The organism is Mucilaginibacter sp. UYNi724, from assembly GCF_054057495.1.
Genome location: NZ_JBSRZI010000009.1, coordinates 172,842 through 195,827, shown reverse-complemented (window position 1 = coordinate 195,827; position 22,986 = coordinate 172,842). Strand labels below are relative to the sequence as shown.

Genomic DNA, 22,986 nt, shown 5'->3' with positions numbered 1-22,986 from the left:
TAACAAATTAATTACCCGGGAAGTTTGGCCTTATAGGAAATGTGATCGTGAAAGTAGTGCCTTCATTTACCTGGCTTTTAAACCTGACCTTTCCGTTCATTAACGCAACATAGCGTGTTACGATATTCAGTCCCAATCCTGTTCCCGGGATATTTCCAGTATTATGCGCGCGGAAGAAGGCCTCGAATAAATGCTGCTGATCTTCTTTAGGTATACCAATGCCGTTATCCTTGATAATGATAGTCAAATAGCTACCGGTGGTCTTGGTGCGAAACTCGATCAGAGAATCTGGACCGGAATATTTGATCGCGTTGCTGATCAGGTTTATAAGGCAGTTCTTAAGCAACGATGAATTAAGGGTAACTAAATGGCCCTGGCCGGTATGGCGAAATACGATTTGTTGCTCTTTTTTGGCCAGGGACTGCATATCTTCGGTTATGTCTTCTGCGAATTTTACCACATCGAATTCACTAAGGATAGGATTGATGTTACCAGTTTCCAGCAGTTCCAGGGATAAAAAGTCATTTAAGATATTGGTTAGATTCTTAGCGGCATTTTTTATGGTTTCCGTATATTTTTTAATGATGGGATGATCCAGATCTTGTGCGAGTCTTCCGATCAGCTCGGCAGAAAGCTGAATAGATGTGAGGGGCGTTTTGAATTCATGGGAAGCCATAGACACAAAGCGGCTTTTCAATACATTCAGGTGCTTTTCCTTTTCGAGGGATTTGCTTATTATTTCGCTGCTCTGTTCGATCGCTGTAACAGAATCGGCCAGACTTTTATTGCTTATACCCAGCGCAGCCAATAATTTCTTTAGTTCGCTAATATCATAAAAGCTGATAATAGCGCCGTCCGTTTTTCCCGTGTTCTGCCGAATATAGGGCATGGTCATAACCTGATATGTTTTCCCTTCGGAAGATTCCGCCTCCCTGGTAATGGTTTGGCCGTCCTGCATGATCTGTAGGATATCTGCAATCAGCGTTTCAAATTTGATATTTGTAGTGATATCCGCCAACGGCCTGCCAATGTCGCTTTCCCGTAGATTAATATGTTTTAAAGCACCCGGTGAATATTTTTTTAATAACAGGTTATTGTCAACAAATAACTGACCATTGGTATTGCTTCGAAAATAGTTATTCAGGTCATCATTTGATTCGGTCAATTCCGCATTAGTTTCCTGCTGTTCCTTATTAATCGTTTGTAATTCTTCATTGACAGATTGCAGTTCCTCATTCGCGCTTTGCATTTCCTCGTTGGCAGACTGTAATTCCTCATTATAAGCCTGAATATTTTCATTGGAAAAATTTATGGATTCATAAGCTGCTTCCAGGTTGCTTTTGGCATCAGCGAGTTCTTGCTCCAAACTGGCCAGGTGTTCGCGGGTGAGTTGCTTCATATCTCCAGGGCCGATCAAAGAATTGTCTTTCAGTTTTTTTTTATTCTTGGTAAACAGGATGAGCAATTGCTGCGCTTTCATATCTCCGTTAAAAACTGGGTTTATGACGATGTTTACGGAATGGTTACCTTCAAAATTCAGGTCGTGTAGTGTCACCCGTTGCTTTGAAGTTATGGCTTTATGTGCTGCTGCTTTGACGAACATAGCAACTTCATTAGGTAATAGTTCGTTTAAATTAAAATTGAAATTATCATCTTTCAGATAGCAAGTGGTATCGCCAAATGCTTTCAATACGAGGAGGTTCTGGTCAGTGGAAACGCCGTTAAGCCCTGCGGCTTCGAGAAACATCGTTAGCTCTTCGTTAACATTTAAAACCCTTGGCATTGTTAACCCTGATATTTTACCGTCTTGCACGCTCGTAGGTTTATTGGCATTTAAAGTCAGATTAAGTATTTAATAATTAGGAGTAGATAGAGAAAGTTTGTTAAATATAACACAATACAACCCGTCTAAAGCTATAATTAATTTATAGTACATCAGATTTTTAGTATTGCGGTAACAAATTTAGTCAAAGCGATACTGGAAAGGCATGATGATAAACAAGTCAAAATATGATTTAAGTCACTCCTCGCTGATTGTAGTTTATTTATCGTCTACAACTCTCCGCTGTAACAAATGGAACTGAAACGCAATTTGAGGCAACCTAAGCCTTCTCTAATAATCTACGCCAATTGCTTTAAAAAGATTTGGGGTGTTTATGCCCTTACGTTCCCAGTCAATTTGCTGCTTCCTGGCTTTTTAGAGTGCCGTCAGGAATAGTCAATTTTTTTTTCCTTTTGCCAGCAATAGAGGTTCCTGATCATTTCTTTGGCAATTTGAACTAAGGCTTCAATGGTCAAAAAGCCTGGTGAGGGTAAGCGTTCTCATAGTTCATCAGTTTTTAGAGTAGCGGATCTTTAGACTTGTAGTGCTCATGATCAGTGTGGAACAAGTCTTTCTCATACTCGTAGACATCCATCCCCAGATGGCCTATTTTACCGTACAATAGCCCTTTTAACGGCTTTTTATTAAATAACACCCTTAAATTTGGCCAATAAGAAACCAATAATCCGCCATTTCGTAGCAATACTAACTATCAATCGGCGTAATAACAAAGTTCTGCAAAAAAGAGGTACTGGTTTTTTTGTGAGAATCTTCTGCAAATTTTCTGCAAAGAAAAACCCCCACTCGCCAGAGTGGGGGTTAAGTCATTGATTTTCAAGCTCCTGAGCCTGGACTCGAACCAGGGACCCTCTGATTAACAGTCAGATGCTCTAACCAGCTGAGCTACTCAGGAGTGTTTTTCCGTATTGGAGTGGTGCAAAAGTATGATTTCTGAGGTAATTTCACAATATTTGCACAAAAAAAAATTAAAAATATTTTACATGAGTTTGTTAGTTATTGGTACTGTGGCGTTTGACGCAATTGAAACCCCTTTTGGAAAGACAGATAAAATTGTTGGAGGGGCTGCTACCTATGCAAGTTTGGCCGCTTCTTACTTTTATAACAAGATAAAGATCGTTGCTGTAGTGGGTGATGATTTCCCCGAGGAAGAAATAAAGGACTTTAACAACCACGGGATAGATACCGAAGGCCTGCAGATAATACAAGGCGAAAAATCATTCTTCTGGAGTGGCAAATACCATAACGACATGAACAGCCGCGATACTTTAGCTACAGAGTTAAATGTATTAGCCGATTTTGACCCGATAATCCCTGAGGCTTACCAGGACTGCGAATACCTAATGCTGGGTAACTTAACCCCACAAGTACAGCAAACGGTTATCAACAGGCTTAAAAACCGCCCCAAACTGATTGTAATGGACACCATGAACTTCTGGATGGATATTGCAATGGACGATTTGCTGGAGACCATTAAAATGGTTGACGTTTTAACCATTAACGATACCGAAGCACGCCAGTTATCGGGCGAATACTCGTTGGTTAAAGCAGCTAACAAGATCCTTACCATGGGCCCAAAATACCTGATCATTAAAAAAGGTGAGCACGGTGCATTATTATTCCACGAGGACCATATTTTCTCGGCCCCTGCCCTTCCGCTCGCCGAGGTATTTGACCCAACCGGCGCCGGCGATACCTTTGCGGGTGGCTTTATTGGCTATATGGCTAAAGTTGGTACGGTTAGCTTCAATAACATGAAGAATGCTATCATCTTTGGTTCGGCCCTGGCGTCGTTCTGTGTGGAGAAATTCGGTACCGAGAAGATCAAAAACTTAACAGACGAAGAGGTTGCCGCACGTGTGCAGCAATTTGTGAAGTTATCATCTTTTGAGATCTAACGATAGATATGCAGATTTCAGATGTGCGGATATGCAAATTGAGTGCATCTGCACATCTACAATCTGCACATTTGCACATCTCCTGTTAATACTCCAGCCATTTTTTTATTTTGAGGCCAACTATGTCGCCATCGTTGTATTTGCCGCTATCGCCGTTCACAACGCGGAGGATCACGCCGTTATTCTCCAGTATCAGATCTTCGTAAAAACCTTTAAACAGCACTTGCTTTACTGTCCATTTATTGGTTTTAAGCACATTGTTCAGGCGGATCCATTCGGGATATATAACCACGGCTTCCTTTTCGGTTACAATGCCGCAGGCCTTAGCTTCCTCAATATTAAGTACATTACAATTGGTAAGTAATTCGGCTGTGTATAAATTAGCAGGTGCGTGGTAAAGCGTTTTGGGGTGACCGGTTTCTACAATCTCTCCATCCTTTAAAACGATCAGTTCATCAGCCATGGAGAGTACTTCGGCCGGGTCGTGCGATACCATTACCACGGTAAGGCCCGTTTCTTTTACGATCTGCCTGATATCGTGCTGTAACCCCTCGCGAAACGAGGTATCAACCTGGTTAAAGGGTTCATCAAGTAATAAAACATCGGGGCGGGTAATAATGGCGCGGGCTATTGCCACACGTTGTTTCTCGCCACCACTTAAGTCGGCAACGCGTTTTAGGGCCAGGTGCATCATGTTTAGCTGGGTAAGCACCTGCTCGGTCTTTTCTTCTTTAAACTTTACATTGGTGCTGGGCAGCATGGCGGCAACGTTATCCCAAACACGGGCAAAAAGATTAAGGTCGTCGGTATGCTGTGTTACCATTTTCATGGCATCATGGCCGGGAATCAGTTTTTCTTCAGGGCCCCAAATGCGTTCATCTTTAAACTTCACAATGCCTTTATCTGGCGAAAGCAAACCATAAAACAACCTAAGTAAAGTACTTTTACCGCTACCGCTTTGGCCAATTATAGCTGTTATATTTCCGGGGACAATCTCAAGGTCAATATTTTTAACCCCTGATGCTTCGGCCCCGCCGTATGTCCTGGTAACTGATATTGCCTGTAAAAAAGGAGATTCTGCCATTGCGGGCAAAGATACTAAATGGTTTACCAACCAACACTCATCCCAAAGGTGAAGTTTCTTAGCCCATCCTGTGCGGGGCTATTCTCAAACATATTATTAAAATAGTATTTACTAAACACGCCTATTGCACCATAACCAACGCGAAACGATGCACCATACCTAAACTTAGCGAAGTTATAGTTGCCGCTCAACTTTTGCGAGCCGTTCTCCTTGCTCTCCTGTTTAAGGCTGCTGCTAATACGTAGGCCCAGTTCGGCAGCACCAACAAAGTGGAACCTGCGGCCGTCGTCGTCATCATGGGTACGGAAATCAAATGCTACCGGCACGCGGATGTAAGTTGCCGACAGGCGGTTCTTGTCGTATTTAACATTATCTACCGTGTAGGCAAGCGGCGCCTGGTTGCGCAGTATGGTTACACTTTCGCGCAGGCGGATGTTTGTCCAGTCGAAACCGCCGGCTGTGTAGATCCTGAACGAACTATTGAAACGGTAACTTAACTGCACTATGTCGAAACCTATGTTACTACTCCTCCACGAGCGGTAATTTAAAAACTGGTTGGTTGGCGATAGTTTAAAGCTGCCATTATCGTTCAGAGTGCTCAACCCAATATCAAACCTGGTAAACGTAAGCCCGAACGAGAAGCCCGGCGCTTTAGAATGTACCGAATTGGTATCGTTTATGGCAACCTGCGTTACATCATCGCCAAAGCCAAGGCGAATCCTGGTGCGGCGGGTTTTGGCAGTATCGAAACTGGTTTTAACAGTGTCTGTTTGTGCAAACAGGGCGGTTGCCGCAAGGCATATCAATGTGGTAAAAATCAGGCTTTTCATCGTGTATATTTATATTCTATTCTTCTGTCTTTTTTATTTTAATGAAGCCAAGGTTCAATCCGCTCAGGGTAGAATCGTCCTCATCTTTAGTGGTCGAAAACTCTATCAGTTTATCTTTACGTTTATCAACCTTACCCACTACAGCGTTTATTAAGTCGCCAAAATTACGGATGCGGTGCTTTTTAACCGGCGCCGCGGCCAATGTTTTACTTGCAGGTGCATCTTGTGCCTGCGCCGCTAAAGTATTTGTTTTTAACGGTTGATTGTCGGGTAAGTCAATTTTATCATTAAAAGGCACAGACATATCGGGCACTACAAACTTTACCGGCACATCTATCTTTTGAACCACTTGCACCAACTGCGGTACAGTCTGTATCACTTGCCCTTGTTTTATTACAGTCGGTTGCTCTTTAACAACCTTTATTTTTTGCTTACGCGACGCTATTGTATTTATAACTGCAACTTTTTCCGTTTGCGGCCCAGCTAACTTTGGCGCCACAGTTACCGGCTGTATAATTGTTTTTGCAGGCTTATTGTTTTTAGCCACCGCAATTTGCACCGGCTTTTTAGTAATTTCTTTTGTGTTTGATACAAAACACAAGCCCGCACCAAGTAATATCAGCAAACTCGCGGCAATGCTAAGGTAAACGCCAAACGGCTTTTTCTTTTTATCAATTTGGGATGTAATGCCGCCCCATACTGCGGCGGATGGCTCAACCTCAAAATTATCAAGCTTAGACCTAAACAGGCTGTCAATTTCTTTATCCTGCATATCCATATTTTTTATTGTCTATTTTCAATATCTGTTCCTTTAAAATAGCCCTCGCCCTTGATAATTGCGACTTTGACGCCCCTTCGCTGATGCCCATAATATCGGCTATCTCTTTATGCGAGTACCCGTCAATAGCATATAAGTTAAACACCATGCGGTAACCCGGCGACAAGGATTTTATCAATACCAGCAGGTCCTGCGCTTCCAGGCTACTTGATGCCGCGGCATTCACCGATAGCTCATACCCGGCTTCGTCAATATCAACTACCTGCATCATTTTATGGTGGCGGCGATAATATTCGATGGAACTGTGCACCATAATGCGCCTCACCCAGCCTTCAAACGAACCATCGCCCCGGTAATCGGCTATTTTTTGAAACACTTTTATAAACCCGTTCTGCAGCATATCCTCCGCTTCCATTTTATCGGTAGCGTAGCGCATGCACACACCCAGCATTTTAGCCGCGAGTTGTTTATACAGCAATTCCTGCGCCTTTCGCTGCCCGTCTTTACAGCATTTTACCAGATGATCTATAGTAGGTTTAGGTTCCAAAAACATCATTTAACAGTAAGATGTAAAGGAGTGCCGAATGGTTGCATAGATGGTGAAATAAAATTTAGGAATTGTATTATAAAACTTAATGTGTATAATTATGTATATTTGTGTGTATGAGAACCAATATTGATATAAGCGACGATTTAATGCTAAAGGCTCAAAAGCTAAGTAATATTAAAACAAAAAAAGCAGTTGTAGAAAAAGCTTTACAAGTATATATCGCTTTAGAAAACCAAGCTAAAATACTTAAACTGAAAGGCAAAATTCAATTTTTTGACGAAGAAGCCAGGTAATGGATATCGTTTTAGTTGATACCTCGGTATGGATAAATTTCTTTAAAGATACCGGCACACTTGCTGCCAGATATTTAGAAGATCAAATACATAATGTGATGCTGGCTACTTGCCCAACTATTGTTCAGGAAGTACTACAAGGGGTTTTAAACGATAAAGACTATGAAGAATTAAAGAGTTATTTTAACGACCTACTCCTACTCGAAAACAATTCGTACCCCCTGGCATTAGAAGCATCGCAACTTTACAGGGCCTTAAGAAAAAAGGGGATAACCATCCGCAAACCAAATGATTGTTTAATAGCCGTTTATGCTATCCGTAATAACATTGCCTTGTTACATGATGACAGGGACTTTGTAAATATAGCTCTACACAGCGATCTCAAAATCATTGAGTTTTAACCCTACTTCCGCTCTCTGAAATACTTGTAAACCTTCACAGCCGACATTATAATCAAACTGAACAGGATTATCCCTATCACCCCGAAGATCCAGTTCAGCGCACTTTTAAGCACTACCAGGAACACTATGGCGAAAAGTAGAATAGTGGCCAGCTCGTTCCATAAACGGAGCTTGATGGAAGTCCATTTAAATACGCCACTGGCCATTTGCTTCATCATTTTTTGGCAGATGAAATGGTAAGCTATCAGTACCACAACAAAAGTAAGCTTAACATGCAACCAGGGCATTTTCCATAAGGCGGGGTTTAGGTACAGCATCGTGGCCCCTGCCAAAATCACAAAATACATACTTGGGGTAGCGATGATCCACCACAGTTTTTTCTCGATGATCTCAAACTGGTCGGAAAGGATAGTGCGGGCAGGTTCGGGTTTCTCCTGCGCCTCGCGGTGGTAGATAAACAGGCGCACAATGTAAAACAGCCCCGCCATCCAGCAGACTACAAATATGATATGTATGGCTAAAACGTATTGGTACATGGCCTATTTATATTTGTTTTGGGTGATGCTGAGCCTGTTGAAGCACGTGGGCAAAGGCCACCACTCGCCCTTCGACAGGCTCAGGGTGACAGACTAATATCTAAACTCTTTTATAACCTCTACCGCGTACTTCACGTTATCAAATGGGATATCCGGCATAATGCCGTGACCGAGGTTAAAAATAAACCCATTTTCGCCCCTCATTCGTTCAAAAAGGCGATGGATACGGTCTTTTATCACCGATTTATCGGCATATAAAACATGCGGGTCGAGGTTGCCTTGTACGGCAATATTTTGAGGTAGACGCTTCTTGATATCCAACAGGTCAACATTCCAGTCGATAGATATTACATCCGGTTTGGCTTCGGCCATTAGCGGTGCAAATACCGAACTGCCTTTACAGAATGATATCACCGGGATATCCTTTCTGTTAAGTTTGCTGATGATCTCTACGATATAACGGTGTGAGAATTCGGTATAATCATCCCATGATAATGCCTGTGCCCAGCTATCGAAGATCTGCACGGCGTTAACACCCGCTGCAATTTGCAGGTTAAGGTAATCTGCAGTTACTGTAGCAATTTTTGATAATAACTGGTGCGCCATTTCCGGGTGGTTATGCAGCATCAGTTTGGTCAGTTTAAAATCTTTTGAAGACCCGCCTTCTACCAGGTAGCTCATTACGGTGAACGGTGCACCTGCAAAACCTATCAACGGGATGCGGCCATTTAAACGTTGCTGAATCACCTTGATAGCATCGGCCACATATTGTAACCTATCGCCAACATTGGTTTCTAAAGCGTCAATATCGGCTTGTGTGCGTACGGGGTTGGCAAACTTAGGGCCTACGCCTTGTGTAAAGCTTAAGTCGCCGCCCATAGCTTCTCCGGTAACCAATATATCCGAAAACAGAATAGCCGCGTCTATATCTAACAGATCAACAGGCAGCATGGTAACATCGGCGGCCAGTTCAGGCGTTTTGCACATTTCCAGGAACGAGTATTTGTTCTTGATCTCCCAGTACTCGGGCATAAAGCGGCCGGCCTGGCGCATCATCCATACGGGTGGTCGTTCTGTTTTCTCTGAAAATGCGGCTTTTAAAAATAACGAATCTTTCATGTTTGTGGAGAGGCAAGATAACAAGAGTCAGGACGCAAGACAAAAAATCTTGGTTCATGGCCCTTACTATCTTGCCCCTTTGTTTTAGTGTTTTCTAAGTTCCTGCTCAACCTTTTGGATCACGTCCTTCATCTTGGCAGTTATATTTTCTTTATGTTTTTCGGTAAGCTGCAGGTATGCTTTAGCTTTTTCAAAATTACCGTTACGTACATTTATGTTTGCCACATGTACCAACGCGGCCACATGATCATTAGCGCTGCGGAGCGGGTACAGGGCGGCTATCTCGTAGTGTTGCTCAGCCTCGGCATATTCCCGTTTTTGCAGGCAAACACCGCCGTATATAAACTCGTAAAACCCGCGTCGCCTTTTGCTAAGCCACTCGGGTTTCGGTACTTGTTTTAACAGGCTCTCGGCCTTATCGTAATCCTTTTGGTGGAACGCCTTTGCAGCTAGTACAATGGTACCCTGTTTAAAGTAGCCCCATATCAACAGCCCAATAAACATTACGTTAACCGCTGCCAGCTCATAAACCTTGTACTTAAGCACAAAAGCCAGCGATATAATAAAAAGCCCGGTTACTAATATTCGTGCCCTGTTTGTAAACATGTATTAGTGCTGGTTATCGGTAAATTTATAACCTACGCCACGTATCGAGTGAAAATAAACCGGGTTTTTAGGATCCGGTTCAAAGTACTTACGGAAGGTTAGGATAAAGTTATCGATAGTACGGGTTGACGGGTAAACGTCATAATTCCATACGGTTTCCAAGATCTGCTCGCGCGATACCGCCTCGTTACGGCGTTCTATCAAAAGCTTAAGCAGCATGGTTTCCTTTTTAGTTAAAGGGGTGATGCTTTCATCGCCGTTAACCAGTTCGAACGAGTTAAAGTGGATGGTTTTATCACCAATCTTGTAACTGTTAAACTCTTTAAGGTCATCGCCTTTTAGGCTGCGTTTTACCAGGTTGTTTACACGAAGGATCAGTTCTTCCAGGTTAAAGGGTTTGGTCAGGTAATCATCAGCACCTTTTTTAAGGCCCGATATTTTATCTTCGTTAGTGTTTTTCGCGGTAAGGAACATGATAGGCACCTCAGAGTTTTCCAGGCGGATGGTTTCTGCAACCACAAAGCCGTCTATCTCGGGCATCATTACGTCTAATATCACCAGGTTAAAGCGCTCTTCTTTAAAAATCTGGAGGGCCTTTTTACCGTTGTTTGCTGTAGAAACTTTATAACCTTCCAGCTCCAGGTTTAACTTGATGGCCTCTAACAAATGATCTTCGTCTTCGGCTAATAAAATTCTTTTTTTGTTTGGCATGGTCTCCATGATTTAGGTTAATGCAAATACTACTTCAAATACACTCCCGGCAGGGCGGTTGTCTTTAACTTTTATGCTGGCCTGGTGCTTATCCAATACTTCTTTTACAATGTATAAACCCAAACCTGTGCCTTTTGTATTTCGTGTATCTTCGCTGCCTACACGGTAAAATTTATCAAAAATACGTGGCTTCTCATTGTCTGCAATACCTATGCCATGGTCTGCCACCTGAAAGTAAACTTTACCTTCCTTCTCAAATAGCTTCACATTTACGGTTTCGCAAGGGCTCGAATATTTCACAGCATTCTCCACCAGGTTAGTAACAACGGATGTTAATGCAAATTTGTCACCTGTTATTTCAATTTTCGGCTCTATTTCGGCATTAATGATCTGCTGATTGCAATCACATTTACTTATCTGCAGTCGGTTTACAATACTATCCACCAAAACAGATAAGTTAAACTTGGCTTTTGGGAAACTATATGAACGGTTATCTATCTTAGATGCCAGCAGCATATTCTCTACCATATCATCCAAACGCTCCACATCAAGCAGCGATTTATCAATAAAATCTAGGATCTGTGCTTTCAAAAGGTCGCGCTTTTGAATGGTTTGCAGTAATATTTTAATAGAGGCCAGCGGCGATTTAAGTTCGTGCGTTACCGAAAGCAGGAAGTTCTTTTTCTGCTCCTGTAACTTGGCTTCCTTGTTTAGCGACTGGTGTAAAAAGTATGCGCCAACTAAAAACACGGTCACAAACATACAGCCTTCGCCCATGATCATGCCCTTACGGCTTGGGTTTAGGTGCACCAGCATGTACCCCCACCATATCAGTTCTGCAACGGCATAAATGATGATGGCATAAAATATAACGAGTGTTTTTTTCATAACTTATTCCAAGTTTACAGTTGGTAGCTTGCAGTTGGCAGATACTATGCAAACTGCTAACCGTTTACTGCCAACTATCTGAATACAATATCCAGACTATCAAATATAGCTGTTTTTGTGGTTTCTAAATCAGCATAGGTGTGTGCTGCCGATATAAAGCCAACTTCGTAGCCCGACGGGCCAAAATAAATGCCCCTGTTAATCAGTTCGCGGTGCATTTCTTTAAACTTAATCATACTTGCCGGGTCAATTTGCTCGGCAGTTGTTATGCTTTCCTGATCGGTAAAGGCGAACCAAAAGATAGAACCGATGGTAAATATTTTTAATCCATAACTGCGTTCGGCTACAAAAACTTCTATAGCCTTTACAAAGCCTGCCGTTTTGGCATGCAAATCCTCATAGAAGCCGGGTTTTAATAGTTCAGTTAGTTGCGCGATGCCCGCCGCCATAGCAACCGGGTTGCCGGATAAAGTACCTGCCTGGTAAACCGAACCCACCGGCGAGATATGATCCATCACTTCTGCCGATGCACCGTAGGCGCCAACAGGCAAACCACCACCGATGATTTTACCATAAGTAATGATATCCGGTTGGATGTTGTAATAAGCCGCTGCACCTTCAAAGCCCACACGGAAGCCTGAGATCACCTCATCAAATATCAGCATGGTGCCGTTATCGGTACAAATTTGTCGCAGGTGGTTTAAATAATCCTGCGTTTGTAAAAGCAAGCCATTGTTAGCGGGAACAGGCTCGATAATAACGGCCGCGATTTGCCCCTTAAACTCTTCAAAGGCCTCTTGCAGGGCTTTTTTATCGTTAAGCGATACAACTATGGTTTCATCTGCAAAGGCCTTTGGCACACCTGCTGATGATGTTTCCCCAAACGTAACCAGTCCAGAGCCGGCCTTAACCAGTAAAGCATCGGTGTGGCCGTGATAGCAACCTTCAAACTTCAAAATCTTATCGCGTTTGGTATAACCCCTTGCCAGCCTTATAGCGGACATGACCGCCTCGGTACCCGAGCTTACAAAACGGATTTTTTGGATAAAGTTATTATTACTGAGGATCAGCTCGGCCAGTTCGTTCTCTAAAGCCGTAGGCGCACCGAAAGACATGCCATTCTGCATTACCTCCATCACTTTATTACGAACTGCGGCATTGTTATGCCCTAAAATAAGCGGCCCCCACGAGCAGCAAAAATCAATAAACTCGTTACCATCGGCATCCCAAATATGGCTACCATCTCCCTTTTCGATAAAAAGAGGGGTACCGTAAACAGATTTGAACGCCCTTACCGGCGAGTTTACCCCGCCCGGGAAATAGGTCTTCGCTTTTTCGTACAATGCTGCAGATTTTGCTCTGCTTATATCAGGTATGCTCATTTTGTTTGTTCAAAATTGTCATTGCGAGCGATAGCGCGGCAATCTCGTCGCTTGCTTATTGACGCGACGAGATTGCCACGCCGCTACGCTCCTCGCAATGACATATTATTTTATACTTACAACCACTTATTCAACAACACCTCTTTGGCGTGATAGGTTAATATCGCGCTGGCACCGGCTCGGTGGAAACTGGTCAGCACCTCGGTAACCGAGCGCCGCTCGTTCAGCCAGCCGTTTTGTACCGCTGCTTTTATCATGGCGTATTCGCCGCTTACATTATAGGCAGCAATGGGTAGTTCTGTATTGTCTTTTAATAATTTGATGACATCCAGGTAAGGCAAGCCCGGTTTTACCATCAGAAAATCGGCACCTTCTGCCTCGTCCAAACGGGCTTCTATCAAAGCCTCTCGCTGGTTGGCGGGGTTCATCTGGTAAGTTTTTTTATCGCCAAATTTAGGGGCAGAGTTTAACGCATCCCTAAACGGACCGTAAAAAGCACTGGCATACTTAGCCGAGTACGACATGATAGATACGCCTGTAAAACCGGCATCATCCAATGTTTTACGGATATACCCCACACGGCCGTCCATCATATCTGATGGCGCTATAATATCGGCACCACTACGGGCATGGGCCAGGGCCATCTTACCAAGTATCTCTAATGTTTCGTCGTTCAGGATCTCGCCATTTTCAACAAGGCCATCGTGGCCATCGCTGCTGTAGGGGTCCATCGCTACATCGGTTATCACACAAGCCTCCGGAAATTCTTTTTTAACCGAACGGATAGCCCGCAGGTAAAGGCTCTCGTCGCGATGGCTTTCTGTAGCATATTTATCTTTTAACGCCTCGTCTATATTAGGGAAAAGGTCGAAAGAGTTTAAACCCAGTTTCATGCAGCTTTCTACCTCGCGCAGCAGGTTATCTATCGAATATCTAAAAATACCCGGCATAGATTTCACCTCGGTTTTCTGGCTCTCGCCCTCCACAATAAACAGCGGGAAAATCAGGTTAGCCGCGCTAACATGCGTTTCCTGCACCATCTGGCGGATAACTTCACTCTTACGGTTTCTTCTTGGTCGTTGTAACATATAGCCCCCTCTAAATCTCCCCCGATAGGGGAGACTTTTTATTTAAATTTAAAAGCCCTATTGTAAGCCCCCTATAATTGGAAGGCTGGGTGGTGCTTATATCCCAAACACTGCCTCTGCCAGTCCAACCTCGTCGGGAGAGAAGGGCAGGGTATATTTTACGCCCATTTCATCAAACTTTTTACCGGTTGATTTGCCAATGGCTATCACCTTTTGCTGCGGTTCCAGCAGGTTATCGGCAAAGTAGGCTTCCACATTGCTTGGGCTGGTAAATACCACCACATCGGCACCGGTTGGCTCTACACCTTCTTCCAGTACGGTTTCGTAAACGGGCAGGTCAATTATTTTTGTTTCGGCAGATAAGCCCTGCTGAATGCTCCTCATCGGGCTATCGGCACCCGGGAACAGGATGGTTGTTCCGTTTGCCAGTGCGGCAAAGTCGGCGGCTACATCTACAGTATCATTGCTTTCGCCAACAAAATCTGCAAAGTGGCCGTTGCGGCGCAGCATATCTTCGCTACCTGCACCCATTACCCCAAACTTTATTTTTTTAGGGAATTGAGGTGATAACTTAAAGAAATATTCGACAGCGTTTTTACTGGTAAAAAACACCCAGTCGATATTTCTCATTATGTACGAATCAAATTTGGTGATAACCGGCACGGTTCGGATCAGCGAACGCGCCTCTATCTCTATCTTATGTTTTTCGAGCGCCTTACGAAAATAACTTGTAGCCGATATATCTCTCGAGATAAAAACTTTCGACGGGAATTTCCGGTCTTTTGCAAAACGGGCGACAATTTTCTCTGCAACACCATCAAGGGTAGCGCTCTCAATAAAGTATCGGTCAGGAAATTCATCTCCGGCTTCTGCCTTTGAGGTAAACACCTGGAATTTCCCATCATCCCTACGGCAGTAAACGCCTAATGGCAGGTGGCAGCCACCCCCAAACATTTTTAATACGCCGCGCTCCAAAGAAAGCTCCTCGGCTACATCCGGGTGGTTTAGTGCCTGCAAAGCCTCAAATAAATCGGTATTGCTTTCGCGGATCTGAATGGCTAATGCGCCCTGTGCCGGTGCAGGTATAAATTCGGTAGCGGTAAGTTCCTCTACGTGAAACTCGCTCAGGTCGATACCTAAACGGGTAACGCCTGCCTTTGCCAGCATAATGGCATCGTACTTTTCGTCGCGTAGTTTACCTATCCGGGTAGGCACATTGCCCCGCAGTTCATCTATTTCCAGGTCGGGGCGCACGGCAAGCAACTGCGCTTTGCGCCTGTTTGATGATGTACCTACCAAGCCCCCAAACTTAACGGATAGCTTTTGGCGTACATCAACCACATCTTTCAAGATCAACAACAGTTCAGCCGGGTCTTCCCGTTCTGAAACTGCTGCGATAATGAGTCCCGGAGGGTTTTCTGTTGGCAGGTCCTTGTGCGAATGCACAGCAAGATCTATAGTACCTGCCAATAATTCTTCTTCTAATTCCTTAGTAAAAAAGCCCTTACCCTCCAGCTTATCAAAGCTGAGGTTAAGTATACGGTCGCCCTGTGTTTTTATAATTTTAAGTTCGGCGGTAATGTTAATTGCGGCCAGGCTATCTTTTACAAAGTTGGCCTGCCATAAAGCTAAATCGCTGCCACGCGTTCCTATTATTACTGTTCTGTCCAAGGGGATAAATTTTACAGTACAAATTTAATTTTTTATGCACAGTAATATAGTATTAATTAAGGATATGAAAGTAGGCTGACTAATATTGTTAAGAATAGGCAAAAGGTAAATGTTATACGTTACGAAACTCCCAGGGCTTTCTATAATATTTCAAAAGTATATCAAGGTCCTGCGGCCGTATATTCAAAGGCTCAATCATCACCTTTTCTTTGCCTTTAGAGTGGGTGTATTCTAATGTCGGCCTTGCACCCCTCCCTGTGTACTCACCGGATACACGTTCATCCGAAATTTTAGCCCAATCGTAAAAAGGTATATTTGCAGTTTGGATACCTGCTGTATTGATGATTACCTGTGGTTTATTGTTTACAAGCCCTCTCGCTTTTACAACTATTAAGCACAAGGGAATCAAACAAACTATCGTTCCTAATAAAACATGCCCAATAGCAAACCAAAATATTCCTATGCCAACAAATACGCATAGAAATAAAATACTGATGATGGCAAAATCTTTAGAATAGTAAATTTTAATCTCTTGCGGAATGGAATTTGATACAGTAATATTTGGAGTAAAAAGGCTCATATCATTACGTTAATTAAGCTAATAACGCAATTATTTGATAGAAAGAAAAGCTTAGTTATTATTGATCAATATATCCTTCGCCATGATCATGGGGACGCTGATATATTTTTTTTCCATGTAGTTGATCACCTTCTCCAGTATCTCGCGCGATTCTTTATCAAGGCTTTGTACCTCTTCGGCAAAAACAATATTAATAGCGCTATTGCGGATGTCTTTGATCTTTTCCGGCACCTGGCGCATTGCCAGCTCAATTTTTCGCTGTTTAAGCATCACCAAATGCTCGGCAATATTTTGCTCTATGATGGCTTCGGCATGTACCAGTTCCTGGTAACGCTCCTGCAGGTTTTTCTTGGCAATTTCGTTAAGGCTGTGTACTTCAATAAAGTTCACATCAAATTGCTCCAGCACTTCCGGCGCGGTATCATTAGGGATAGCGAGGTCTACAATGGTTTTTTTATCGGTATCGCCATTTAAAAGCGAAGTGTAGATCTCTTTTGTAAGGATAGGCTCTACTGCAGATGTACAGGTGATGATGGCATCAAAGCCGCCTTTAAAATTCTTAAGCTCGTGAAGCTCATAAGCCTGGCCGCCAAGATCGTTAGCCAATTGCTGTGCTTTCGAGAGTGTGCGGTTAAAAACCGAGAAGTTGGAGAATTTATGTTTTTGAAGGTATTTAGAAATATTGCGGTTGGTTTCGCCGGCACCGATAATAAGGATGCGGGCGTTAGCGCAAAGTTTTAGGTCTTTTAACTTACGGTAAGCTAATGATACTACCGAAATTGGATTTTTTGAAATATTGGTGTGGGTATAAACCTCTTTGGCTGCCTTTACCACGCACTCCATGGTTACACGCAGTTTATCGCCGGTTAGGCCAGCCCCGCGGCAATCTTCGTAAGCTTTGCGTAACTGGGCTAAAATTTCTTTCTCGCCAACTATCAGGCTTTCTAAAGAGCATGAGGTACGCAACAAATGGTTCATGGCGTCCTGCCCTTCGTAAATAGAAGCGGCATCAAGGAAAGTTGTGGTTGAGTGCGAACAAAGGCCAGTTTCTAAAGAAGAAAGAAACTCGTGTGCAAAGGCCTTGTCAATAACTTGCGGGGTAGAAAACACAAATTCTACCCGGTTACAGGTAGATAAGTAAAAGATCTCATCAATAGCAAAACGTGCTTTAACATCACGAAGCTTGTCGGTCAGGCTTTCCTGGCATAGCACCAGTCGTCCCAATTCCTTCAGCTCAATGTGTTTATGTGTAAAAGCGATAACTTTTAAATACTTCAAAGCAGTTTTATATTTTGACCCAACAAAAGTAATATACCTTGTTAGATGCAGTGTCAATTATTTGTCATACAGGTGCATTTAGAATGATTATAAATAATGTGTTTTTATCAATAAAAAGCCATATTTTTACAATTATTCTTCCCAATCAATCGATTGAACAATTAAAAATGCGAATATTAAAAAACATCAGTCTTGTAATTTTGGTGGCCGGCTATGTTTTAGCCGGGGCCAATCACTTTATACATCCGCAGGGATATCTCCGCATCATTCCCTCGTATTTACCTGCCCCGGTGATCTTGAATTACCTGGCCGGTTTCTTCGAAGTTTTGCTCGCGCTAATGTTGATACGGCCAAAAACACGTAAGGTTGCCTCATATGGCATAATGCTTATGTTACTGGCGTTTATGCCGGTGCATATCACTATGCTTTTAAACGCCCCGGTAAAAGTGGGCAACCTGTGGGTTACGCCTGCAATTGCCTGGGCGCGGTTACTGTTGCAGCCAGTGCTGATGCTGTGGGCCTGGTGGCATCGCAAGTAGTATATATTACTCACCCGGTCATTGCTTCGCTCTACCACCCGCTCTTTCGCTACGCGGAAAGAGGGTAAGGCTTTTTCATTTCTTTCCCCACCCTCTTTGCACAGCAGAGAGGGTCGACCAGCGTAGCGTGGTCGGGGTGAGTAAATTTGCGACTTTATAATAACTACTTGGTACCTTAATTCAAACATTCCTTCCACATCTCCGTTACAGGAAAATGGATCTGCAAAGCATCGAACTACGTACCCTGGAGGTACTGGACTACCAGGAATTAAAAAAATCAATGAAATCGGCCTACACCGATATGGAGGACGACCATTGGGATATGGCCTCTATTAAAAAGTTGATCAAGCTATTTCCCGACGGGCAAGTTTGTGTTACTGTTAACGGTGAGGTAGTAGGCTGCGCGTTAGCTATTATTGTAGATTATAATAAGTACGGTGATACCCACACCTACAAGCAAATTACCGGTAACGGCAGCTTTAAAACCCACGACGATAAGGGCGACGTACTATATGGTATCGAGGTTTTTATCCATCCAAAATATCGCGGTTTGCGCCTTGCACGCCGTTTGTATGATGCCCGAAAAGCCCTTTGCGAAAAACTGAACCTGAAAAGTATTATTGCCGGCGGCCGCATCCCTAATTATCAAAAAGTCCAGGCCGAACTCACGCCAAAGCAATACATCGATAAGGTAAAATATAAAGAGATCTTCGACCCTACACTTTCGTTCCAGCTATCTAATGATTTCCACGTGCGTAAGATCTTGCGTAATTATCTGCCCGAGGATGCCCGTTCAAAAGGTTTTGCTACGCTGATAGAATGGAATAACGTTTATTACGAAGAGATTAGCTCGGTCATCAACCAAAAAACGGTTGTGCGTATCGGGTTGGTGCAATGGCAGATGCGCCCCTACAACAACATTAGCGAGTTGATGAAACATGCGGAATATTTTGTTGACGCGGTGAGCGATTACCAGTCGGATTTTGTGCTGTTCCCGGAGTTATTTAATACGCCATTAATGGCCGAGTACAACCACATGGACGCGGCCAAAGCCATGCGCGAACTGGCTAAATTTACCGAACCTATTACCCAGGCCTTCTCTAAATTGGCGGTATCTTATAATGTAAATATCATATCAGGCAGTATGCCTTGTATCAAGGATGATTCCTTGTATAACGTTTCGTATCTATTCCGCCGCAATGGCAGTATGGAGGAAAGTGTGAAGCTGCACCCTACCCCGTCAGAAATCAATTCATGGGGGATGCGCGGCGGCAGCGATCTTAAGGTATTTGATACTGATGCAGGCCGTATAGGTATCCTCATCTGTTATGATGTGGAGTTCCCGGAGTTATCACGCATCCTTGCCAGCCAGGATATGCAGATCCTGTTTGTGCCTTTCCTTACCGATACCCAAAATGGTTACAACCGCGTTAAATTTTGCGCCCAGGCACGTGCTGTTGAAAATGAATGTTACGTAGCCATTGCCGGCTGTGTAGGTAACCTGCCTAACGTAAATAACATGGATATCTCTTATGCGCAGTCGGCTGTGTTTACGCCGTCAGATTTTGGTTTCCCTACAAATGGCATCCAGTCCGAAGCTACACCGAACAGCGAGATGATCGTTATTGCGGATGTGGACCTTTCGGTACTAAGCGCCCTGCACGAGTATGGCAGTGTGCAAAATTTAAAGGACAGGAGAACGGACCTTTACGGGATAACTTTTAACGGGAAGAAGGTTTAGAGGAATTCTTCTTTTTAACTTTAATAACCTGTTGCACATCTACTAAATATTTTACAACAAAGTTAGCCGGGTTGGTCCCTAAGTGGCCATACCCGGTTTTATTGCTATCATCATACGTACCCACAGCATCTATTATCAAATATCTATCCCAGTAATGGTCGTGTATCTCTTTAAAATAGTGCTTATACTTATTCCATCTTTCAACGTTTTCAGGTATATCTAACTCAGCCTTTACACTATTGCATTGTTTTTCCATTGAATAAATACTCCAGTATTCATCTGTACCACTATAGTAAAATCGTGTATATACCAATTCCTTTTTATGTTCAGGAACTTTACAAAAATCAATAAATTCAGGAAAATGCATTCCCAGTACCGGCGGGGGAAACATTACCTGTTTCTTTTGGGCTGAGACCATACCCGAAACGAATAAAAAAACAATGAACAATCTTAATATCATCGTAAAACATTTTATACCGCAATATGGTAAGTTTTTCATTAATCAGCTTTTACAACATCACTTTAATGAATTAAAGTTATAATTCTAAAATAAAAACACATAGATACATTTCTATCTATCTATAATATTATATACCTTTGCATTATCAAATCGATCATCACGTTATAAAAATGATCGGTTGAAAATAATGGACAATAAAAAAATAGAGAAAATATCACGGGCACTAAGCGACACCAGCCGGATAGCTATTTTACAGGAATTTAAAAAAAAGAAAGATTGCCTTTATTGCGCCGAAGTGAATGATCTGCTTGATCTTACACAGCCTTCGGTTTCGCATCACCTAAAGCAATTGGTTGATGCCGAACTTTTACTTCCCCAAAAAGAAGGCCGCAATCTTAAATACGTACTGAACCAGCAAGTACTTGACGAGTACATCGATTGCCTTAACAAACTGAAAGATTAGAGCCTTTTATCGAACCTCACTAAATACCACTTACATATATCGAAACATTTGAATACTTGAATATTAAACCACATGAAAAGATCAATTTACATATTAGCACTGGGAGCGTTTGGTATCATTACAACCGAATTTGGTGTCATTGGCATTTTACCTACTATTAGCCGCGAGTTTAAGGTATCAATTGATACGGCTGGTTGGTTATTAAGCGCTTTTGCACTAACTGTTGCTATATCATCGCCGTTTATAACGGCACTTACCACCAAAATAAACCGCAAATTTTTGCTGTGCCTGGTATTGGGTGTGTTTATATTATCAAACTTGCTTTCTGCTTTTTCTCCAAACTTTACGATACTCATGATCGCCAGGATATTACCGGCATTTTTTCACCCTTTATTTTGGAATATATCTTTAGCTGTAGCATTTAAACAAGGGGGCGCCAAAGCTGTGTCAATAGTGATGACCGGCCTTAGCATCGCCACAGTATTGGGTGTCCCGCTTACCACATACGCTGCCGATTTTTTTCATAACTGGCAGGCATCCTTTTTTCTTACAAGCTTTATAAGCTCGATTGCGTTTTTGGGGTTGCTATTTTTTGTACCTTCTATGCCTGGTAATAAAGATAAAGCGGCAGAAAGCCAACTATACGTACTAAAGGACACCAAGCTGTGGCTTAATCTTGTTTCAACTGTTCTTACCCTCGCTGCCATGTTTTCAAGTTACAGCTACCTGGCTGCATATCTCGAAAAAATCTCATACATGAACGGTGCTCAAATCAGCATCATGCTGCTTTTGTTTGGCGGTATGGGTATTGCCGGTAATTGGCTAATGGGGATTGCTCTTGGTAAAAATGTGATACTGGCCAGCAGGTTCTTTTTTATCTTGCTGATCGCCGTACAATTATTGGCCTATTATTTTGGCAGTATTTTTATACCCATGGTATTTATTGTTGCTTTTTGGGGAATGATACATACCGGTGGTTTTTTAGTCCCTAATATCCGCACTACCCAAAGTGTACCACATAGTTCATTAGAATTTGTAAACAGCCTGCTCACATCATGTTACAACATCGGCATATCTGTGGGTGCTTTACTGGGCGGCTTTGTCATCGCAAAATACGGCATTCATGAAATAATCTGGATGGCTATACCCCTATTGCTGTTGGCCTTTGGCTTAAGCTTTTTTACCGGCGCTAAAACGCAAAAAAACGACAAGGACAACGCTGATAAAATAGTTGTACAAGAACCTGTTCCTTCTGTTGTTGGCGAATAACAGCTAATCAATACAGTAGTAATGCCCGTTATCCTAAATATAAAGGGGCATTACTATTTGTACTTGCTACATTTCGCATCAAAAGCCGTAATTTTCGGGCCATGATCGTTAAGCAACATTATACCATCCCCGGCGCTAAAGGCCGTGGTATGGCGGCCGATATAACCTATGATACGCTGCACCCTTATGCGCCGCTGGTGATATTTGCCCATGGCATCAGGGGGTTTAAGGATTGGGGCGCGCATAACCTGGTTGCCAACTATTTTGCAGAAAATGGTTTCCGTTTCCTCAAATTCAACTTTTCGCATAACGGCACCACGGCAGATAAGCCTACCGAATTTGCCGACCTGATAGCCTTTAGCGATAACACATTTTCTTTTGAGCTGGAAGACCTGAAATCGGTAATAGATTTCGCCTGCGGCGGCTCGGCCATTCCGCGTGTGAAAAGCGTGTATGTTATTGGCCATAGCCTGGGTGGTGGCATCAGCATTGTAAAAACAGCCGAGGATAAACGGATAGCAAAACTGGTTACCATGGCCGCCATCTCCAGCTTCCATAACCTTTGGCCAAAAGATGCCGAAAAACAATGGCGTTTACAGGGCGTCATGTATATGAAAAACTCGCGCACTGGCCAAAACATGCCCTACAAATCGTCATTGTTAAAAGATCTGGATGACAACCCTACAAGGTTGGATATCCCGCTAAGGGCATCAGAAATAACCCAACCCTGGTTAATTATACATGGTGATGCCGATACCAGCGTGCCCCTTAGCCATGCCGAACTTTTGTACGGAGCGCAGCCACTTGCACAGTTGGTAGTGATACCCACTGCTGATCACGTTTTTAACGCGTCGGAGCCATATCAATCAGCAGAACTCCCTGCACAATTATTGGCATTTTGTGATGCTGCCATCAACTTTTTTAAGATATAATTGCTGTTACAGCCATCTGTAAGCAATCTTTCATCGTTATATAATTAAA

Annotated in this window: 24 protein-coding genes and 1 tRNA gene; 8 read left to right on the top strand and 17 right to left on the bottom strand. The window is 43.0% G+C overall.

Going from position 1 to position 22,986, the window contains the following annotated elements; genetic code table 11:
• Positions 1 to 7: 7 nt before the first annotated feature.
• Together ACVW0P_RS14700 and ACVW0P_RS14695 are read right to left on the bottom strand one after the other, a co-directional pair.
• On the bottom strand, positions 8 to 1,813 hold the full coding sequence (locus ACVW0P_RS14700) for a sensor histidine kinase (RefSeq protein WP_128532127.1): 1,806 nt from the start codon (positions 1,811 to 1,813) through the stop codon (positions 8 to 10).
• An 848-nt stretch (positions 1,814 to 2,661) separates the two neighbouring features.
• Positions 2,662 to 2,735, bottom strand: a tRNA-Asn gene (locus ACVW0P_RS14695).
• Positions 2,736 to 2,823: 88 nt separating this feature from the next.
• Here ACVW0P_RS14695 and ACVW0P_RS14690 point away from each other — a divergent pair.
• Positions 2,824 to 3,738, top strand: a complete 915-nt coding sequence (locus ACVW0P_RS14690; RefSeq protein WP_457132758.1) for a PfkB family carbohydrate kinase — start codon at positions 2,824 to 2,826, stop codon at positions 3,736 to 3,738.
• 85 nt (positions 3,739 to 3,823) lie between these two features.
• On the opposite strand, the gene ACVW0P_RS14685 is transcribed toward ACVW0P_RS14690, so the two are convergent.
• The 4 genes from ACVW0P_RS14685 to ACVW0P_RS14670 are packed head-to-tail and all read right to left on the bottom strand — an operon-like array spanning position 3,824 to position 6,983.
• Complete coding sequence (locus ACVW0P_RS14685) at positions 3,824 to 4,822, bottom strand: ABC transporter ATP-binding protein (protein ID WP_457132757.1); 999 nt, start codon at positions 4,820 to 4,822, stop codon at positions 3,824 to 3,826.
• 23 nt (positions 4,823 to 4,845) lie between these two features.
• A complete protein-coding gene (locus ACVW0P_RS14680) occupies positions 4,846 to 5,652 on the bottom strand; it encodes an outer membrane beta-barrel protein (protein WP_457132756.1) in 807 nt (268 codons plus the stop codon).
• Positions 5,653 to 5,668: 16 nt separating this feature from the next.
• Positions 5,669 to 6,424 (bottom strand): hypothetical protein, encoded by a 756-nt coding sequence (locus ACVW0P_RS14675; RefSeq protein WP_457132755.1) that lies wholly within the window; start codon positions 6,422 to 6,424, stop codon positions 5,669 to 5,671.
• Positions 6,414 to 6,983, bottom strand: a complete 570-nt coding sequence (locus tag ACVW0P_RS14670; RefSeq protein WP_457132761.1) for an RNA polymerase sigma factor — start codon at positions 6,981 to 6,983, stop codon at positions 6,414 to 6,416. Before ACVW0P_RS14670 ends, ACVW0P_RS14675 begins: the two co-directional genes overlap by 11 nt.
• 110 nt (positions 6,984 to 7,093) lie before the next feature.
• Here ACVW0P_RS14670 and ACVW0P_RS14665 point away from each other — a divergent pair, with 110 nt between their 5' ends.
• Together ACVW0P_RS14665 and vapC are read left to right on the top strand one after the other, a co-directional pair.
• A complete protein-coding gene (locus ACVW0P_RS14665; protein WP_457132754.1) occupies positions 7,094 to 7,273 on the top strand; it encodes a type II toxin-antitoxin system VapB family antitoxin in 180 nt (59 codons plus the stop codon).
• Entirely contained in the window at positions 7,273 to 7,674 is a 402-nt protein-coding gene (gene vapC, locus ACVW0P_RS14660) for a type II toxin-antitoxin system VapC family toxin (RefSeq protein WP_457132753.1), read from the top strand. Before ACVW0P_RS14665 ends, vapC begins: the two co-directional genes overlap by 1 nt.
• 2 nt (positions 7,675 to 7,676) lie before the next feature.
• Here vapC and hemJ read toward each other — a convergent pair whose 3' ends face one another.
• From hemJ to hemA, 10 genes are all read right to left on the bottom strand, one after another.
• A complete protein-coding gene (gene hemJ, locus ACVW0P_RS14655) occupies positions 7,677 to 8,210 on the bottom strand; it encodes a protoporphyrinogen oxidase HemJ (protein WP_457132752.1) in 534 nt (177 codons plus the stop codon).
• Positions 8,211 to 8,303: 93 nt separating this feature from the next.
• A complete protein-coding gene (gene hemE / locus ACVW0P_RS14650) occupies positions 8,304 to 9,329 on the bottom strand; it encodes a uroporphyrinogen decarboxylase (RefSeq protein ID WP_457132751.1) in 1,026 nt (341 codons plus the stop codon).
• 84 nt (positions 9,330 to 9,413) lie between these two features.
• Positions 9,414 to 9,935 (bottom strand): tetratricopeptide repeat protein, encoded by a 522-nt coding sequence (locus tag ACVW0P_RS14645; RefSeq protein WP_457132750.1) that lies wholly within the window; start codon positions 9,933 to 9,935, stop codon positions 9,414 to 9,416.
• 3 nt (positions 9,936 to 9,938) lie between these two features.
• Entirely contained in the window at positions 9,939 to 10,646 is a 708-nt protein-coding gene (locus tag ACVW0P_RS14640; RefSeq protein WP_129876228.1) for a response regulator transcription factor, read from the bottom strand.
• A 12-nt stretch (positions 10,647 to 10,658) separates the two neighbouring features.
• Positions 10,659 to 11,534 carry a sensor histidine kinase gene (locus ACVW0P_RS14635; RefSeq protein WP_457132749.1) on the bottom strand — a complete coding sequence of 292 codons (876 nt, stop codon included), beginning with the start codon at positions 11,532 to 11,534 and terminating at the stop codon, positions 10,659 to 10,661.
• Between the two features lie 74 nt (positions 11,535 to 11,608).
• The gene (hemL, locus tag ACVW0P_RS14630) at positions 11,609 to 12,916 is read right to left on the bottom strand and encodes a glutamate-1-semialdehyde 2,1-aminomutase (protein WP_457132748.1); all 1,308 of its coding nucleotides are present in this window, start codon (positions 12,914 to 12,916) and stop codon (positions 11,609 to 11,611) included.
• Positions 12,917 to 13,032: 116 nt separating this feature from the next.
• Positions 13,033 to 14,004, bottom strand: coding sequence for a porphobilinogen synthase (gene hemB, locus ACVW0P_RS14625; RefSeq protein WP_457132747.1), 972 nt, complete (start codon positions 14,002 to 14,004; stop codon positions 13,033 to 13,035).
• Positions 14,005 to 14,100: 96 nt separating this feature from the next.
• Positions 14,101 to 15,675 carry a hydroxymethylbilane synthase gene (hemC, locus tag ACVW0P_RS14620; protein ID WP_354431865.1) on the bottom strand — a complete coding sequence of 525 codons (1,575 nt, stop codon included), beginning with the start codon at positions 15,673 to 15,675 and terminating at the stop codon, positions 14,101 to 14,103.
• Between the two features lie 112 nt (positions 15,676 to 15,787).
• The gene (locus ACVW0P_RS14615; RefSeq protein WP_457132746.1) at positions 15,788 to 16,255 is read right to left on the bottom strand and encodes a hypothetical protein; all 468 of its coding nucleotides are present in this window, start codon (positions 16,253 to 16,255) and stop codon (positions 15,788 to 15,790) included.
• 51 nt (positions 16,256 to 16,306) lie between these two features.
• Positions 16,307 to 17,533 carry a glutamyl-tRNA reductase gene (gene hemA / locus ACVW0P_RS14610; protein ID WP_354431863.1) on the bottom strand — a complete coding sequence of 409 codons (1,227 nt, stop codon included), beginning with the start codon at positions 17,531 to 17,533 and terminating at the stop codon, positions 16,307 to 16,309.
• A 167-nt stretch (positions 17,534 to 17,700) separates the two neighbouring features.
• On the opposite strand from hemA, the gene ACVW0P_RS14605 reads away from it, so the two are divergent.
• Both ACVW0P_RS14605 and ACVW0P_RS14600 read left to right on the top strand, forming a co-directional pair.
• Entirely contained in the window at positions 17,701 to 18,072 is a 372-nt protein-coding gene (locus ACVW0P_RS14605; RefSeq protein WP_457132745.1) for a DoxX family protein, read from the top strand.
• Between the two features lie 214 nt (positions 18,073 to 18,286).
• Complete coding sequence (locus ACVW0P_RS14600; protein ID WP_354431861.1) at positions 18,287 to 19,813, top strand: carbon-nitrogen hydrolase family protein; 1,527 nt, start codon at positions 18,287 to 18,289, stop codon at positions 19,811 to 19,813.
• Here ACVW0P_RS14600 and ACVW0P_RS14595 read toward each other — a convergent pair.
• Positions 19,794 to 20,312 carry a hypothetical protein gene (locus ACVW0P_RS14595; RefSeq protein ID WP_457132744.1) on the bottom strand — a complete coding sequence of 173 codons (519 nt, stop codon included), beginning with the start codon at positions 20,310 to 20,312 and terminating at the stop codon, positions 19,794 to 19,796. The genes ACVW0P_RS14600 and ACVW0P_RS14595 overlap by 20 nt on opposite strands.
• Positions 20,313 to 20,460: 148 nt before the next feature.
• Here ACVW0P_RS14595 and ACVW0P_RS14590 point away from each other — a divergent pair, with 148 nt between their 5' ends.
• The 3 genes from ACVW0P_RS14590 (at position 20,461) to ACVW0P_RS14580 (ending at position 22,937) form a co-directional block, all read left to right on the top strand.
• Positions 20,461 to 20,736 carry an ArsR/SmtB family transcription factor gene (locus ACVW0P_RS14590; protein ID WP_354431860.1) on the top strand — a complete coding sequence of 92 codons (276 nt, stop codon included), beginning with the start codon at positions 20,461 to 20,463 and terminating at the stop codon, positions 20,734 to 20,736.
• A gap of 72 nt (positions 20,737 to 20,808) precedes the next feature.
• Positions 20,809 to 22,005: an MFS transporter gene (locus tag ACVW0P_RS14585; RefSeq protein WP_457132743.1), complete on the top strand. Its 1,197-nt coding sequence runs from the start codon at positions 20,809 to 20,811 to the stop codon at positions 22,003 to 22,005.
• A 101-nt stretch (positions 22,006 to 22,106) separates the two neighbouring features.
• Positions 22,107 to 22,937, top strand: a complete 831-nt coding sequence (locus ACVW0P_RS14580) for an alpha/beta hydrolase (RefSeq protein ID WP_457132742.1) — start codon at positions 22,107 to 22,109, stop codon at positions 22,935 to 22,937.
• The last annotated feature ends 49 nt before the right edge of the window (positions 22,938 to 22,986 follow it).

Bases quoted from the DNA above. Each gene is read 5' to 3' on its own strand.
- ACVW0P_RS14615 (WP_457132746.1), bottom strand. From the start codon at position 16,255: ATGAGCCTTTTTACTCCAAATATTACTGTATCAAATTCCATTCCGCAA.
- ACVW0P_RS14585 (WP_457132743.1), top strand. From the start codon at position 20,809: ATGAAAAGATCAATTTACATATTAGCACTGGGAGCGTTTGGTATCATT.
- hemJ (WP_457132752.1), bottom strand. From the start codon at position 8,210: ATGTACCAATACGTTTTAGCCATACATATCATATTTGTAGTCTGCTGG.
- hemB (WP_457132747.1), bottom strand. From the start codon at position 14,004: ATGTTACAACGACCAAGAAGAAACCGTAAGAGTGAAGTTATCCGCCAG.
- ACVW0P_RS14665 (WP_457132754.1), top strand. From the start codon at position 7,094: ATGAGAACCAATATTGATATAAGCGACGATTTAATGCTAAAGGCTCAA.
- ACVW0P_RS14690 (WP_457132758.1), top strand. From the start codon at position 2,824: ATGAGTTTGTTAGTTATTGGTACTGTGGCGTTTGACGCAATTGAAACC.
- vapC (WP_457132753.1), top strand. From the start codon at position 7,273: ATGGATATCGTTTTAGTTGATACCTCGGTATGGATAAATTTCTTTAAA.
- ACVW0P_RS14580 (WP_457132742.1), top strand. From the start codon at position 22,107: ATGATCGTTAAGCAACATTATACCATCCCCGGCGCTAAAGGCCGTGGT.
- ACVW0P_RS14605 (WP_457132745.1), top strand. From the start codon at position 17,701: ATGCGAATATTAAAAAACATCAGTCTTGTAATTTTGGTGGCCGGCTAT.
- ACVW0P_RS14590 (WP_354431860.1), top strand. From the start codon at position 20,461: ATGGACAATAAAAAAATAGAGAAAATATCACGGGCACTAAGCGACACC.
- ACVW0P_RS14680 (WP_457132756.1), bottom strand. From the start codon at position 5,652: ATGAAAAGCCTGATTTTTACCACATTGATATGCCTTGCGGCAACCGCC.
- ACVW0P_RS14670 (WP_457132761.1), bottom strand. From the start codon at position 6,983: ATGTTTTTGGAACCTAAACCTACTATAGATCATCTGGTAAAATGCTGT.
- ACVW0P_RS14595 (WP_457132744.1), bottom strand. From the start codon at position 20,312: ATGAAAAACTTACCATATTGCGGTATAAAATGTTTTACGATGATATTA.
- hemE (WP_457132751.1), bottom strand. From the start codon at position 9,329: ATGAAAGATTCGTTATTTTTAAAAGCCGCATTTTCAGAGAAAACAGAA.
- hemL (WP_457132748.1), bottom strand. From the start codon at position 12,916: ATGAGCATACCTGATATAAGCAGAGCAAAATCTGCAGCATTGTACGAA.
- ACVW0P_RS14645 (WP_457132750.1), bottom strand. From the start codon at position 9,935: ATGTTTACAAACAGGGCACGAATATTAGTAACCGGGCTTTTTATTATA.
- ACVW0P_RS14635 (WP_457132749.1), bottom strand. From the start codon at position 11,534: ATGAAAAAAACACTCGTTATATTTTATGCCATCATCATTTATGCCGTT.
- ACVW0P_RS14675 (WP_457132755.1), bottom strand. From the start codon at position 6,424: ATGCAGGATAAAGAAATTGACAGCCTGTTTAGGTCTAAGCTTGATAAT.
- ACVW0P_RS14685 (WP_457132757.1), bottom strand. From the start codon at position 4,822: ATGGCAGAATCTCCTTTTTTACAGGCAATATCAGTTACCAGGACATAC.
- ACVW0P_RS14640 (WP_129876228.1), bottom strand. From the start codon at position 10,646: ATGCCAAACAAAAAAAGAATTTTATTAGCCGAAGACGAAGATCATTTG.
- ACVW0P_RS14600 (WP_354431861.1), top strand. From the start codon at position 18,287: ATGGATCTGCAAAGCATCGAACTACGTACCCTGGAGGTACTGGACTAC.